At 71.6% G+C, this 13,940-nt stretch carries 14 protein-coding genes; 8 read left to right on the top strand and 6 right to left on the bottom strand.

From position 1 onward, the window contains the following. Position 1: 1 nt before the first annotated feature. Genes ACGFIB_RS23185 through ACGFIB_RS23195 form a run of 3 tightly spaced genes read right to left on the bottom strand, consistent with a single transcriptional unit; the run spans position 2 to position 2,105 of the window. Positions 2-1,075 (bottom strand): HAMP domain-containing sensor histidine kinase, encoded by a 1,074-nt coding sequence (locus ACGFIB_RS23185; protein ID WP_142571951.1) that lies wholly within the window; start codon positions 1,073-1,075, stop codon positions 2-4. Then, complete coding sequence (locus ACGFIB_RS23190; RefSeq protein WP_142571952.1) at positions 1,072-1,776, bottom strand: response regulator transcription factor; 705 nt, start codon at positions 1,774-1,776, stop codon at positions 1,072-1,074. Before ACGFIB_RS23190 ends, ACGFIB_RS23185 begins: the two co-directional genes overlap by 4 nt. Positions 1,777-1,829: 53 nt before the next feature. Further along, positions 1,830-2,105 (bottom strand): hypothetical protein, encoded by a 276-nt coding sequence (locus tag ACGFIB_RS23195; protein ID WP_142571953.1) that lies wholly within the window; start codon positions 2,103-2,105, stop codon positions 1,830-1,832. Positions 2,106-2,288: 183 nt separating this feature from the next. Here ACGFIB_RS23195 and ACGFIB_RS23200 point away from each other — a divergent pair, with 183 nt between their 5' ends. The 4 genes from ACGFIB_RS23200 to ACGFIB_RS23215 all read left to right on the top strand — a co-directional run bounded on the left by ACGFIB_RS23200 (position 2,289) and on the right by ACGFIB_RS23215 (position 4,861). Beyond that, the gene (locus ACGFIB_RS23200; protein WP_142571954.1) at positions 2,289-2,660 is read left to right on the top strand and encodes a phage holin family protein; all 372 of its coding nucleotides are present in this window, start codon (positions 2,289-2,291) and stop codon (positions 2,658-2,660) included. Positions 2,661-2,775: 115 nt separating this feature from the next. Next, a complete protein-coding gene (locus ACGFIB_RS23205) occupies positions 2,776-3,675 on the top strand; it encodes an amidohydrolase family protein (protein WP_393374831.1) in 900 nt (299 codons plus the stop codon). Then, positions 3,672-4,223 (top strand): cysteine dioxygenase, encoded by a 552-nt coding sequence (locus ACGFIB_RS23210; protein ID WP_142571956.1) that lies wholly within the window; start codon positions 3,672-3,674, stop codon positions 4,221-4,223. Before ACGFIB_RS23205 ends, ACGFIB_RS23210 begins: the two co-directional genes overlap by 4 nt. Positions 4,224-4,273: 50 nt before the next feature. Then, positions 4,274-4,861, top strand: coding sequence for a Uma2 family endonuclease (locus ACGFIB_RS23215; protein WP_357246095.1), 588 nt, complete (start codon positions 4,274-4,276; stop codon positions 4,859-4,861). Here ACGFIB_RS23215 and ACGFIB_RS23220 read toward each other — a convergent pair whose 3' ends face one another. Further along, the gene (locus ACGFIB_RS23220; protein ID WP_393374834.1) at positions 4,862-6,034 is read right to left on the bottom strand and encodes a CynX/NimT family MFS transporter; all 1,173 of its coding nucleotides are present in this window, start codon (positions 6,032-6,034) and stop codon (positions 4,862-4,864) included. 129 nt (positions 6,035-6,163) lie between these two features. On the opposite strand from ACGFIB_RS23220, the gene ACGFIB_RS23225 reads away from it, so the two are divergent. Both ACGFIB_RS23225 and ACGFIB_RS23230 read left to right on the top strand, forming a co-directional pair. Continuing rightward, positions 6,164-6,970, top strand: a complete 807-nt coding sequence (locus ACGFIB_RS23225; RefSeq protein ID WP_357246101.1) for an IclR family transcriptional regulator — start codon at positions 6,164-6,166, stop codon at positions 6,968-6,970. A 40-nt stretch (positions 6,971-7,010) separates the two neighbouring features. Continuing rightward, the gene (locus tag ACGFIB_RS23230; protein WP_393374837.1) at positions 7,011-8,069 is read left to right on the top strand and encodes a LacI family DNA-binding transcriptional regulator; all 1,059 of its coding nucleotides are present in this window, start codon (positions 7,011-7,013) and stop codon (positions 8,067-8,069) included. Between the two features lie 47 nt (positions 8,070-8,116). On the opposite strand, the gene ACGFIB_RS23235 is transcribed toward ACGFIB_RS23230, so the two are convergent. Then, entirely contained in the window at positions 8,117-9,397 is a 1,281-nt protein-coding gene (locus ACGFIB_RS23235; protein ID WP_393374840.1) for an ABC transporter substrate-binding protein, read from the bottom strand. 229 nt (positions 9,398-9,626) lie between these two features. Between ACGFIB_RS23235 and ACGFIB_RS23240 the strand changes: the two genes are divergently transcribed. Further along, positions 9,627-11,531, top strand: a complete 1,905-nt coding sequence (locus ACGFIB_RS23240) for an ABC transporter ATP-binding protein (protein ID WP_393374842.1) — start codon at positions 9,627-9,629, stop codon at positions 11,529-11,531. A gap of 46 nt (positions 11,532-11,577) precedes the next feature. Here the strand turns inward: ACGFIB_RS23240 and ACGFIB_RS23245 are convergent, their stop codons facing one another. Beyond that, positions 11,578-11,976, bottom strand: coding sequence for a MerR family transcriptional regulator (locus tag ACGFIB_RS23245; RefSeq protein ID WP_244311160.1), 399 nt, complete (start codon positions 11,974-11,976; stop codon positions 11,578-11,580). Between the two features lie 186 nt (positions 11,977-12,162). Between ACGFIB_RS23245 and ACGFIB_RS23250 the strand changes: the two genes are divergently transcribed. Beyond that, positions 12,163-13,860 carry a pentapeptide repeat-containing protein gene (locus ACGFIB_RS23250; protein WP_393374845.1) on the top strand — a complete coding sequence of 566 codons (1,698 nt, stop codon included), beginning with the start codon at positions 12,163-12,165 and terminating at the stop codon, positions 13,858-13,860. The last annotated feature ends 80 nt before the right edge of the window (positions 13,861-13,940 follow it).

Consider the following 13,940-nt stretch of genomic DNA (forward strand, 5'->3'; position numbering starts at 1 on the left):
CTCAGCCTACTGGCAGCGCCAGCCGGACGAGCGTCCCTCCGCCGGGGGCCGGGGTGGCCGACACGCTGCCGCCGTGGCTGTCCACGACCTGTCCCACGATGGCCAGGCCCAGCCCCGATCCGGGCAGCGCCCGCGCCGAGGGCGCGCGGTAGAAGCGGTCGAAGACGTGCGGCAGGTCGTCCGCGGAGATGCCGGGGCCGTGGTCGCGCACCGTCAGCACGCCGCCCCGCAGCGACACCTCGACCAGGCCGCCGGCCGGGCTGTACTTGGCCGCGTTGTCGAGCAGGTTGGCGACGGCCCGGGCGAGCCGGTCGGACACGCCCCGCACCACCGTCGGCTCGGCCGACACGGAGTACGCCGTCGACGGCCAGTGCCTGGCCGCCCTGGCGACCTCCCGCTCCACGAGCTCGTCGAGGCGCACGCTCTCCACGAGCACGGCGGGCTCCTCGTCGCGGGCCAGCTCGACCACGTCCGAGACGAGCGCCGTGAGCTCCTCCAGGCCGCTCACCACGGCCCGGCTCACCTCCTCGTGGACCTCCTGCGGCAGGTCGCCTCTCATCAGCAGCTCGATGTTGGTGCGCAGGGCGGTGAGCGGAGTACGCAGCTCGTGGGAGGCGTCGGCGACGAGGCGTTTTTGCGACTTGGCGGACCGTTCCAGCGCGTCGAGCATGGCGTTGAAGCTGCGGGCCAGGCTGCTCAGCTCGTCGTCTCCCGTCACGTCGATGCGCGTGGTCAGGTCTCGGGTGGTCGCCACCCGCCCTGCCGCGTCCTTGAGCGCGTTGACCGGCCGCAACGCGGCCCGGGCGGCCAGCCAGCCGAGCGCCCCCGACAGCACCAGGCCTCCGAGCGCCACGGCGAGGAAGGGCCAGCCCAGGTCGTCCACGTCGGCGAGAGCGGCCAGCACGCCGTTGGGGGGCGGGTCGCCGTAGCCTCCGTAGCTCTCGTACGTTCCGTAATGGTCCATCGCCCACTCGACCCGGCGGCAGGTGATGACGTACGCGGCGACGATCACGACGATCACGCTCACCGCGCCGGCCAGCGCGGAGGCCATCGCGAGCCGCCAGCGGAGCTTCACCGCTCCTCCCCGGCGGCGGGAGCGGCGGCGGGCTCCCTGAGCGCGTACCCGAGGCCGTGGACGGTGTGGATCAGCCGCGGTTCGCCCCCCGCCTCGGTCTTCTTGCGCAGGTAACCGATGTAGACCTCCAGCGGGTTGGACCCGCGCCGGAAGCCGTAGCCCCAGATGCGTTCGAGGATGAGCTGCCGGGTCAGCACCTGGCCGCCGTTGCGGATCAGCAGATCCAGCAGGGTGTATTCGGTTCTGGTCAGGTCGATGAGCCGCCGGCCGCGCCGGGCCTGCCTGCTGTCCGGCAGCAGGACCAGGTCGGCGAAGCCGGCCTCCGGGGGCGGCGCGGTGCGGCGTAACAGGGCGCGCACCCGGGCGAACAGCTCCTCCAGCGCGAACGGCTTCACCAGGTAGTCGTCGGCGCCCGCGTCGAGGCCGGCCACCTTGTCGCCGATGCCGTCCAGAGCGGTCAGCATGAGCACCGGCAGCCGGTTGCCGTCTCCGCGCAGCGTCCGGCAGACCTCGATGCCGTTCATGCCCGGCATGAGCACGTCGAGCACCACGAGATCGGGCGCCGCGCCGTCGATGGCGTCGAGGGCGCCCATGCCGTCCCCGGCGGTCGCCACGCCGTACCCCTCCACGCGGAGCGCCCGGGCGATCGCGTCGCGGACCTCGGGTTCGTCGTCGACGACAAGCACCTGTGTCTTGACCACGCCGCCATTGTGACGTGCGGAGATGAGAAGTTGCTGAGCGTTCGTCCCTTTGCTCAGGCGTCGGGGTGTTTGGACAGATAGTCGATGTAGACCGGCCGTAGCGCGTCGCCGAGCTCGCCTTCACCCGCCCCGATCGCGTCGCTGAGCAGCGCCGAGACCCTGCTGAGGTCGTTCGCGCTCTCGTCGCTGTTGCCGCTGGCGGCCTCGGCCGCCGGGATGACCTTCAGCAGATCCCACAGGAATCCCAGGTCCCCGTGCCGTACGGCGTAGCGCACGGCGCGGTCGTGCAGCTCCTTCGCGGGGAGCGACTCGATCTCTTCCGCGTCCATTTCGATCTCACCCCCAACTCACCGGTTTCCCCCCGGTTTGCCGCTCATACCCCCGAGAGGGGAGAAAGACCGCCGGAATCGGATGGGATTTTTGCCGCCTCTCCCCGCCGCCGGGCGCAGGCCGCCCATTCCGGCCACACACGAGCCGCGCACTCTTTGCCGTGCCGTGGAAGGATCCTTGAGGTGAAGGTCATACTCAAGATCATCGTGGTGGCCGCGGCCCTGTGGGCGTCCACCAAGCTGGTGGACGGCATCACCGTCAGCGCCGGCTCCACCGCCAAGCAGATCGGCACCCTCCTCGCGGTCGCGCTGATCTTCGGCCTCGTGAACGCCGTCATCAAGCCGATCATCAAGACGATCGGCTGCGCGTTCTACGTGCTCACGCTCGGGTTGTTCGCCCTGGTGGTGAACGCGGCCCTGCTGCTGCTCACGAGCTGGCTCGCCGAGCAGCTCGACCTCCCCTTCCACGTCGACGGGTTCGTGGCCGCCTTCTGGGGCGCCATCATCGTCGGCGTGATCAGTTGGGTCCTCAACATGATCCTCGGCGACGACTGACCGGTCCCGGGGCGGGCGTGCCATCCGCCCCGGGTCACATCCGCCCGCAAAGCATGTATTCTGAGTAGGGAATACCGGCTTAGTCGAGGGGTGGGCAGATGAGCGGGGTGGGCAGATGAGCGTGGACGTGCACCAGCACCTGTGGACGCCGTCCCTCGTCGACGCGCTGCGCCGCCGCACCCGCCCCCCGTACCTGGACGGATGGACGCTCGTCCTCGACGGCGAGCCGCCGTACGAGGCGGATCCGGCCGACCACGACGTGGAGGTCCGGCGTAGGCGCAACGCCCACCTCGACCTCGCTCTCGTCTCCCTGTCGAGCCCGCTCGGGATCGAGCACCTGCCGCCGGAGGAAGCGTGGCCGCTCATCGACGCCTACCACGCCGACGCCCGCGCGCTGCCCGCGCCGTTCGGGGCCTGGGCCGCCGCTCCCGTGACCGACCCCGATCCCGTACGGCTCTCGCACGCCCTCGATCAGGGCCTTGCCGGGCTGCAGCTTCCGGCGACCGCGCTCGGCGACGCCCGGGGGCTGGCCCTGGCCGCCCCGCTGCTCGACGTGCTGGAGGAGCGCGGCCTGCCGCTGTTCGTCCACCCGGGCCCCGCCGCCGCGCAGGGCCCGGCCTGGTGGGCCGCCGTCGTGCCGTACGTGCAGCAGATGCACGCCGCCTGGTACGCGTTCGAGGCGTTCGGCCGGCCCCGGCATCCCCGGCTGAAGGTGTGCTTCGCGCTGCTGGCCGGGCTGGCCCCGCTGCACAGGGAGCGCCAGTTGAGCCGGGGCGCCGCCGGGCGCGGCCTGGTGGACCCCGACCTGTTCCTTGAGACGTCGTCCTACGGCCCCCGGGCCGCCGACGCGGTGATCCGCGAGCTCGGGATCGACGTCCTCGTCGCCGGGAGCGACCAGCCGTACGCCGAGTCGGCGTGGCCGGACCCCGGCGACATCGCACAACGAGCTGTCGATCATGCCGTCCGCGTGGCCAATCCCGGCCGCCTGCTGTCCCGGAAGGAGTCGCACCAATGAGCACGCCCACGATCCAGGAAGGCGCGCTCTGTGCCTTCTCGGCCGATCCCATCGGGGACCTGCCCGCCCGCGCGCTCGACCGCCGCGAGCTGCTCGCCCTGGTCGAGGACTTGGCCGCCCGGCCCGAGCTGTGGCGTCACCACCTCAAGTTCGAGGGCGCGCAGGACGGGGGACGCCACTACGTCTCGCTGCACCGCGACTCGTACGTGGACGTGTGGCTGCTGTGCTGGCGGCCCGGGGACGACACCGGCTGGCACGACCACGACGTCTCCTCCGGTGCGGTCCGCGTGGTGGCCGGCGAGCTGAAGGAGTGCAACCCGCGCATCGGCGGCGTCCACCTGGAGACGCCGGTCGTGGAGGGCGAGGCCTTCTCGTTCGGGCCCGACCACATCCACCGGCTGACCGGCGAGGCGCCCGGCTCGGTCTCGATCCACGCGTACTCGCCACCGCTGTGGCGCATGGGGCAGTACTCCATCACCGACGACGGGACCATGCGCCGTCTTTCGGTCGGATACGCCGACGAATTGCGCCCGCTCGACCCGGCTTAGGGCGACGCGGGTAGTTCGGTCATCACCGACGGTGACGCTAGGCTTCTGCCATGACCAGCGTGCTCGATGACTGGCTCCAGCCCCGCCAGGGAGGCGGGGCCGGGGGCGTCTCCGATCGGTTCTCCCGGCTCCGGCCCCCCGCCGCCGAGCGGCGGGACGGCGAGGACGACGCCGGCCTCATTTTCACGGGCCCCCAGACCCGATTCCACGAGCGCATGACCTACGGCCTGCGCACGGCCCTGAACGCGCAGGTCCCCGGCGACCTGGTGGCGGTCAGCCGGATGGACGTCCTGCTGGGCCCTGATCGACGCGCCCGTCCCGACGTGTCCCTGGTGGACGACCTCGCCGCCTCCGACGACGGGAGGACCTGCTATCTCGCCGAGGAGGTGCGCCTGGTCATCGAGGTCGTCAGCCCCGACGCGGCCGCTTCGGACCGCGACCTGCGGCCGCGGCACTACGCGGCGGCCGGCATCCCGCACTTCTGGCGGGTCGAGAGCACCGACTTCCGGCCCTTCGTCTACTCCTTCGAGCTCGACGCCGACGGCGCCGGATATCAGGTGACCGGCGTCCACCACACCCGCCTCACGGTGGACTCCCCCTTCCCCATCACCATCGACCTCGATCGGCTGCCGCGCTGACTACGTCCGCGTAGGGCGGGCGGCGAGCATTCCCGACACCAGTTGGAGGGCGCACGCCCCCAGCCCGGCCAGCAGGGGCACGGTCCAGCCGCCGGACAGCTCGTGGAGCAGGCCGAACGCCAGCGGCCCGATCGCGGCCAGCAGGTAACCGCTCGACTGGGCGACCGCCGACAGCGCGGTCACCGAGGCCGGGTCGGGTGCCCGCAGCGTGATGATCAGCAGGGCGAGCGCGATCGAGGCCCCCTGGCCGAGCCCGAGGACGATCATCCACAGCCATGGCGTGGTGGTGGGCGCGAGCAACACGCCCAGATATCCGCCGATCGTCAGAAGCGCCGCCACCACCACGTGCGGCGTCTGGGACCGGGCCCGGCCCGCGTGCAGGGGGACGGCGAGCGCCGCGGCGATCTGCACCAGGTTCGTCAGGCCCAGCAGATATCCCGCCTCGTCGGCGGGCAGGCCGGCGGCCTGGAACACGGTGGGCAGCCAGGCCAGCAGGACGTAGAAGGTCAGCGACTGCAGCCCCATGAACGCCATGACCGGCCACGTCGCCGGCGTCCGGAGCAGGGCCGCGTAGGGGCGGTGGCCGGCGTCGCCGGGACGGGAACGGCCGGCCCGCCCCGCAATCGTGGCTGCCGGGTCCTGCGCGGTCCGCCTCGCGCGCGCCGCCCACCACAGGGCCGCCGCCAGCAGCGCGAGCAGAGCCGGCGACCCGGCCGCCGCCCGCCACCCGACCTCGCCGGCCAGCGGGACCATCACCGCCGAGGCGATGGCGGCCCCGCCGACCATGACCGAGACGTACAGACCGGTGAAGAGCCCGATCCTGCCGGGGAAGTGCTGCTTGACGAGGCCCGGCATGACGACGTTCATCACGGCGATGGCCGTGCCGGCCAGGGCGGCGCCGCAGTACAGCGCGGCTACGCCGCCCGCGCTGCGCAGGGCGACACCGGCGGCCACCATGAGCAGACCCGCCAGCAGCGTGCGGTCCAGCCCGATCCGGGTGGCCAGCGCGGGCGCGGCCGGGGCGAGCAGACCGAGGCACACCACCATCACCGTGGTGATGGCGCCGCCCCCGGCCGGGCTGAGGCCGAGATCCCCCATGATGGCCGGGAGGAGCGGCGACACGCCCGCGAGAGCGGGCCTCAGGTTGAGCGCCGCCAGGACGAAACCGCCCACCAGCAGCAAATTTCCCCGATTGTCCGTGATCCCCCTCATCATTCGCCAAACCCTACCGGCCGATGATCCGCCCGGCCGTCTCTCTCCGGGAGCGGCCGGCGCTAGGGTTCGGTCGGGAGGTGGGCGGTCATGGCGGAGGAGCACGTCCAGTCGCTGGCCAGGGGCCTGGCTGTGATCCGGGCGTTCGACGCGGCGAGCCCGGAGCTGACGCTCAGCGAGGTGGCCCGCAAGACCGGTCTCACCCGCGCCGCGGCGCGCAGGTTCCTGCTGACGCTCGCCGGCCTGGGCTACGTGCGGACCGACGGGCGCCTGTTCTCGCTGTCGCCCCGGGTGCTGGAGCTGGGCTACGCCTACCTGTCGAGCCTCTCCCTGCCCGAGGTCGCGCTGCCGCACCTGGAGCGGCTCGTCGCCGAGGTGCACGAGTCGGCGTCGGTCTCCGTGCTGGACGACACCGACATCGTCTACGTGGCCCGGGTGCCGACGGCCCGGATCATGCGCGTGACGATCGCCATCGGCACCCGCTTCCCGGCGTACTGCACCTCCATGGGCCGGGTGCTGCTCGCGGGGCTCCCCCCGGAGGACCTCGACGCCTACCTCGCCCGCGCCGACCTGGAACGGCTGACCCCGCACACCACGACGTCACCGGTCGTCCTGCGCACCGCCCTCGACCACGTACGGGCCCAGGGCTGGGCCGTGGTGGACCAGGAGCTGGAGGAGGGGCTGCGCTCGATCGCCGCGCCGATCAGGGACCGCGGCGGCCGGGTGGTGGCGGCGCTCAACGTCTCCTCGCACGCCAGCCGCACCACCGTGGAGTCGGCCCGCCGCGACCTGCTCCCCCCGCTGCTCGCCACCGCCGCCAGGATCGAGGCCGACCTGCGCGCCACCGGAGGCGCGAGCCGCGCACAGCCCGGCGACCATCTCTCACCACGAACCTGACAACGTTGTCCGGGATCATCAAATGGGAGATGATCTCTGCGTGGGAGAGACGAGACGCGGCCGTCCGACCATGAACGACGTGGCCGCCGCGGCCGGTGTGGCGCTCAAGACCGTCTCCCGCGTCGTCAACAGCGAGCCCGGCGTCAACGCCGTGACCGCGAGCCGCGTGCAGGCGGCGATCGAGCGGCTCGGCTACCGCCGCAACGACGGCGCGCGCATCCTGCGCCGGGGCCGCACGGCGAGCATCGGCCTGGTGATCGAGGATGTGGCCGACGCCTTCTACTCCAGCCTCATCCGCGCCGTGGAGGACGCCGCGCTGCACCACGGCTGTCTGCTGTTCACCGGGTCGTCCCGGGAGGACGCGGCCCGCGAGCGCGATCTCGTGCTCGCCTTCTGCGCCCGCCGCGTGGACGGGCTGATCATCGTGCCGGCGGGGAGCGACCACGGCTATCTCGCGCCTGAGTTCGAGGCCGGGCTCAAGGCGGTCTTCGCCGACCGGCCGCCCGGGGCGGGGTGCGAGGCGGACACCGTCCTGTGCGACAACGCGGGCGGGGCCCGGACGGGCACGGCCCACCTGATCGCGCACGGCCATCGTCGCATCGCCTTCCTCGGCGGCTCCCCCCGGATCTTCACGGCCGCCGAACGGCTGCGCGGTTACCGGCAGGCGCTGGCCGCCGCCGGCCTGCCGTACGACGAGGGCCTGGTGGTCATGGGGGCGCCGGACCCGCCACGGGTGGGGGCCGACCTGACCCGGCTGCTCACGGCGCCCGACCCTCCGACCGCGCTGCTGGCCGGCAACGGCCGCACCACCGTGGAGATCCTGCGGGCGCTGGCCTCGCTCACGGGCTCCTCCGACGCGGGCGCCGCGGGCGGCCTCGCCCTGGTGGGGTTCGACGACTTCGAACTGGCCGACCTGCTGGGCGTCACCGTCGTCGCGCAGGATCCCGCCCGGCTCGGCCGTACGGCCGCCGACCTGCTGTTCATGCGCCTGGCCGGGGACGAGGAGCCGACCAGCAGGATCGAGCTGGCCACGCGGCTGGTTCCGCGGGGCTCAGGCGAGCGCCCTCCTCTGCCCCTCCGGGACCGTACGGCGAGCTGAGCGGGACGGCTGACGCGGGACGGCCGGGCTCGTACGAGGAGGTCAGCTCACTGGCCGCTGTTCTTGGCCGCCGCGACCAGCGCCTGCTGGAACTTGGCGACGTCCTTGTCCTGCTGGAACAGGCCGACCGCGTCGGTGATCGCCTGACGCCACTGGTCGTTGGCGACCACGCCGTGCTGGATCGAGCCGGCCAGCTTGTCACTCGCCCACTGCTCCAGGTCCCAGGACAGGTAGTCCTTGTAGAGGGACTGGTCGGCGTCCTTGCGGGCCGGGATCGAACCCTTCAGCGGGTTGAACGCGTCCTGGCCCTCCTTGCCGGCGGCCATCTTCAGCCACGCGATCGCGCCGTCGCGGTTGGGCGTGCCCTTGGGCAGGGTGAAGCTGTCCGACAGCCACATGAAGGTGCCGTCCGTGCCCGGCGACGCGGCCCAGTCGAAGTCCTTGTGCGACTCCTTGCCGAGACCGCCCGGCGACGGGTTGTGGAAGTAGCCGTAGGCCCAGTCGCCCATGATGTTGAAGGCCGCCTCGCCGTCGGCGACCTGCTTGGCCGCCGGCTGCCAGTCGTCCTGCGGGCTGCCCGCGTACGACAGGATGGTCTTGAAGTTCTCCAGGGCCTTGGTCACGTTCGCGTTGGTCCAGTCGGCGCCGGTCGTCCACAGGGCGTTGTAGGCGTCAGTGCCAAGCGAGCCGAGCAGCACGGACTCGAGCAGGTGCACCAGGGTCCACTGCGAGCCGATCGACAGCGGGATCTTCCCGGACTTCTTGACCTTGCCGAGGTCGGTGACGAACTCCTCGACGGTCTTCGGCGCGCCGTCGACGCCGGCCTTCTTGAGGACCGAGGGGTTGAACCACAGGACGTTGGACCGGTGGATGTTCACCGGCACGGAGTACACCTGGCCCTGCACGGTGATCTGGTCGATGAGCTGCTGAGGGAAGACCTCCTTCAGCTTCAGGTCGTCGTACAGGAAGTTCAGCGACTCCAGCTTGCCGCTCTTGATGTAGTCCTGCAGCTCGGCGCCGGCGTGGCCCTGGAAGGTGTCCGGGGGCTGGTTGGCCTGCAGCTTGCTCGACAACAGCGCGCGGGCCTGGTCGCCCGAGCCGCCCGCCACCGCGGCGTCGAAGAACTCGAGGTTCGGGTTCTGCTTGGCGAAGATCTCACGCATCGCCCTGAGGCCGTCGGCCTCACCGGGACCCGTCCACCACGAGAAGACCTCGACCTTCCTCGCGGCCTCGCCACCGCTCTCCTGCTTGTCACCGCCGCCGCAGGCCGAAAGAGTGAGCAGACCCGCAACAGAGACCGCGACGGCCGCCATCCACCGTCGTCTCATCACAGCATTCCTTTCAGGCTTTCACGAGGATTTCGGGCTCCCCGAAGACACATATGGCTGACAACGTTGTCAGCAGGCCCAATCAACCCACCTACGTCGGCACGCCGTCAAGTTTGTACCGATAACGTCTCTGTATACGGTTCCTGGCTGGGTGTTAGGGGCGTGCGTCAAAGCGACCACCGCGACCGGGCCCCGGGAAATTGTCGGTTCGGGCGCTCACACTGCAGGCATGACGGTCACACAACAGGGGGGACCTGATCATCTGTCGGAGGACGACCTGCCGGACATGGCGGACGTCGAATCTCCACAGTGGGCGCGGCACTACGGCACGATGGCAGGGCTGGGCTTCCTCACGGTCGCGCGGCGGCTGCCCCGGCTGGTCCGCCAGGCGCTGGGCATCGCCTGGGAGGCGAGTCCCCGCGACACCGTGGCCACGGTCACGCTGAGCACACTCGGCGGCGTCTTCACCGCCTTCGGCCTGCTCGCCACGACGGGCGTGCTGACCGCGCTGTTCCAGGCGGGCCCCACGCCGGAGCGGATCCGGGCGGCGCTGCCCAGCCTGCTGCTCGTGGGCCTGGCCGCCACCGCGCGCACGGCCCTGCAGGCGGGGGCCGGTTGGGCCCAGTCCCGGCTCGAACCACAGGTCAGCCGGATCACGGAAGAGCGTCTCTACACGCTGACCAGCCAGGTCGACCTCGTCTGCTTCGACGACCCCGAGTTCCACGACGCCCTGCAGCGGGCCCGCATGCGCGGCATGCAGATGGCCGAGATGGTCGTGAGCACGGCCATCGACACGCTGTCCGGCCTGGTCGGCATCGCGGCGGCGGCGGGCGTGCTGGGCGTGCTGCACCCCGTGCTGCTGCCGCTGCTCCTGCTCGCGGTGGTCCCGGACGCCTGGGCGGCCATCCGGGCCGCCAGGATGCGCTACACGACCGCCCTGGTGCTCGTCCCGGCCAGACGGCGCAAGTGGATCATCGAGGAACTGCTGGCGGACAAGGACACCGCGGCCGAGGTCCGCACGTTCACCATGCGCGGTTTCCTGCTGCAGACGTTCGACCGGGTCGCCCGGGGCGAGCAGCGCGTCATCCTCGACCTCGCGCGGCGGCAGACCGTCGCCCGCGTCATCGGCGAGGCCCTGGGCGGTCTGGGGCAGGGCGCGGTCTACGTCACGCTCGGCCTGCTGCTCGCGGCGGGCGCGGTGCCCCTCGCGGTGGCCGGCACCGCGGTGCTGGCCATCCGGTCCGGCCAGACCTCGCTGTCGAACTTCATGTACGCGACGAACCGGCTCTACGAGGAGGGTCTCTACTTCACCGACTTCCTCGACTTCATCGCGCACGCCGAGGGCCGTATCCCGCCCGCCCGTGAGCGGACGGCCCCCGACGACTTCGGCCGCATCACGGTCGATGAGGTCACCTTCTCCTATCCCGCCGCGCCGGCCCCCGCCCTGCGCGGGGTCTCGGTCCGCATCGAGCGCGGGGAGGTCGTGGCCCTCGTCGGCGAGAACGGGTCGGGCAAGACGACCCTCGCCAAGATCCTCGCCGGGCTCTACGAGCCGGACGGCGGCCGTGTCCGGTGGGACGACGTCGACCTGGCCGAGGTCGATCCCGACAGCCTGCGCCGCAGGATCGCGGTCATCGCCCAGGACCACACGCGGTGGCCGCTGACCGCCCGCCACAACATCACGATGGGCATGGAGAAGGACGAGAGCGAGGTGGTCCGCGCCGCCGAGGTCGCCGGCGCCGACCAGGTCATCGCCGAACTCCCGCGCGGCTACCGCACGCTGCTCGACCGCCGGTTCAAGAACGGCCAGGAGCTGTCGGGCGGGCAGTGGCAGCGCATCGCGGTGGCCCGCGGGTTCTACCGGGACTCGCCCCTGCTCATCTGCGACGAGCCCACGGCCGCCCTCGACGCCAGGGCGGAGCACGCGTTGTTCGAGCGGATCCGGCGGCACGCCGACGGCCGGACCGTGCTGCTCATCACCCACCGCCTCGCCAGCGTCCGCTACGCCGACCGCATCTACGTGCTCGACCACGGCAAGGTCCGCGAGCACGGCACGCACGAGGAGCTGATCGCCCTCGACGGCCTCTACGCCGACCTCTACAACCTCCAGGCGGAGGCCTATCGCTCGGCCTGACTCATCTGCCCGGCCTGCTCACCGGCAGGCCGGGCACGTGCGCGTCTCAGGAGGTCTGCTCGCAGTCGGGAAGCATGTCGCGCATGGTGAGCACGTCCTTGTAGTACTGGATCTTCCGCTGGATCCCGCCCTGCTTCTGGCGCAGGTCGGCGATCTGGGCCTCGACCTTGCGGTCGTGCTCCGCCAGCAGCGCGATCCTGTCCTCGATGGTGTGCTCGCCCTGCCGTACGAGCTGGGCGAAGCGCAGCATCTCCGCGATCGGCATGCCGGTGTCGCGCAGGCAGCGGATCATGCCGAGCCAGCTCACGTCGTCCTCGCTGAACCGCCGCTGGCCCGCCGCGTTACGGCCGACCGGTTCCAGCAGCCCGATCCGTTCGTAGTACCGAAGGGTGTCGAGGCTGAACCCGGTCTCCTCGACGACCTGTCCAGGTGTGTACACGCCCACGCCGTTGATCCTGGCACATCGCATCTCGTGTAGATGAAGGCTTTCGTGGACAGGTGGTCGTTTCTGCAGGTGTTTCGCAAGCGGAGCGCAACCCAAGGATTTATAACGGGTCGTGCCACATATGATCCGGCGCCCGCGTCTCCCCAGGGAACGTCCGGGCGGCGTCCCCGATGGAGCAAGTGAGAAATGCGCGGCACCCCCCGCTCGATCGCCGGATTGGTGACCCTTTCCGCCGCGGTTCTGCTGTCGATTCCGATGACCCCGGCCGCCGCGGCGACGCCCGGCGACCACCCGCCCTGCCGTGCCCGCAGCGGCCCGCATCTCGCCGGCAGGGATCTCACCCGGACGACGTTGCCCGCCGACCTGTCCTGCGCGGATCTCCGGGGCGCCAAGCTGGACGGCCTGACCGTGCGGAGCGTGCTCGTCGGGGCCGACCTGACCGGGGCCTCGCTCAAGGGGGCCCACCTCGGGTACGCGCAGATGGCCGGGGCGAGCCTGCGCAAGGCCGACCTGTCCGAGGCCGAGTTGTACTACGCCGACCTGCGCGGCAGCGATCTGCGCGAGGCGACGATGGACGACTCCTCGCCCTATTACGCGCACTTCGAGGGGGCCGACCTGAGCGGGGCCACGATGGCGCGGGCCAAGACGTACGACGCGCAGTTCGACGACGCGAAGCTGGTCGGCGCCGATCTGACCGACGCCGCCGCCTACGGCGCGGACCTGCGCCGGGCCGACCTCAGACGGCTCAAGGCGCCGAAGGCCAGGCTCTACGGCGCCACCTTCATCAGGACCGTCCTGCGGCAGGCGGATCTCAGCGGCGCGCAACTGTATGAGTCGGTGATGACCGGCGCGGACTTCAGGGGGGCCGACCTCACCGGGGCCGACCTGCGGGATGTCAGGGACGCCAGGCTGACCGGGAGCAGGGGCGTGCCCAGGTATCTGCCCGAGCCGGGCCCGTCGTGCGAGCCCGGGAGCGGCCAGGACTACCGGGGCTGGGACCTGACCTCGGTCACGGACTTCCCCGACGATCTGAGCTGCGCCGACCTGACCGGAGCCAAGCTGGACGGCGTCGACCTGACGGGGGTCAAGCTGAACCGGGCGATCCTGCGTGACGTCTCCGCCGTCGGGGCGAGCCTGCGCTCCGCGAAGGGCGCCGACCTGCGGGGCGCGCGGCTGCGGCGCGCCAAGCTCGGCGGCGCCGATCTCGCGGGCGCCGACCTGTCCCGGGCCGACCTGTCGGACGCGGCGCTCGGCAGCGCCGTCCTGACGCAGGCCAAGCTGGTCGGCGCCGACCTCCGTGACGCGGAGCTGATCAGCGTCACGGCCGACCAGGCCGACTTCACCGGCGCCAGGATGGACCGGGCGTACCTCCACAGCGGCAAGTACCGCGACGCGGTCTTCCGCAAGGCCGTCCTGACCGACGCCGATCTCAGCGACGCCGGACTGCGGGGCGCCACCTTCGAAGGCGCCGAGGTCACCGGGCTGAAGCAGGACTTCGCCGAGGACATCGACCTGTCGGGGTCCTCCAGCCGCCTGTCCGTCGGCTGGCTGGTCTTCTTCGGCATCGCCGGCCTGCTCGGTCTCTGGATCGTCGCCGGGCTGACCACGGCGAGGGTGCGGCGGAGGAGAGTCGCGAGGGAGCAGGCCGCCGAGCAGGCGGTCCGGTTCGCGGACGCCAGACGCGCGCAGGAGGAGAACGTGACCCGGCTGGGCGAGGAGATCGACGGCCTGACGGACCGGACCGGCGACGTGGACTGGAACGCGGTCCTGGACGCCTACGACGCGGCGAAGGAGGCGCTGGCGAGCGCTCACGACATGAGCGACCTGACGGACGTCGAGACCATCGTGGCGCGCGGCCGCAGGGCCCTCACCCGGGGCCGGTGAAAGCCGCTTGTGCTGGAGTACGGCTGCCCGAGGGCGGGCACGCGCCGTTGCTGACGTCGTGCCATCTGAACAGGTCTTGT

The sequence above is a fragment of the Microbispora bryophytorum genome (assembly GCF_043197435.1).
GTDB classification, from domain to species: Bacteria; Actinomycetota; Actinomycetes; order Streptosporangiales; family Streptosporangiaceae; genus Microbispora; species Microbispora bryophytorum.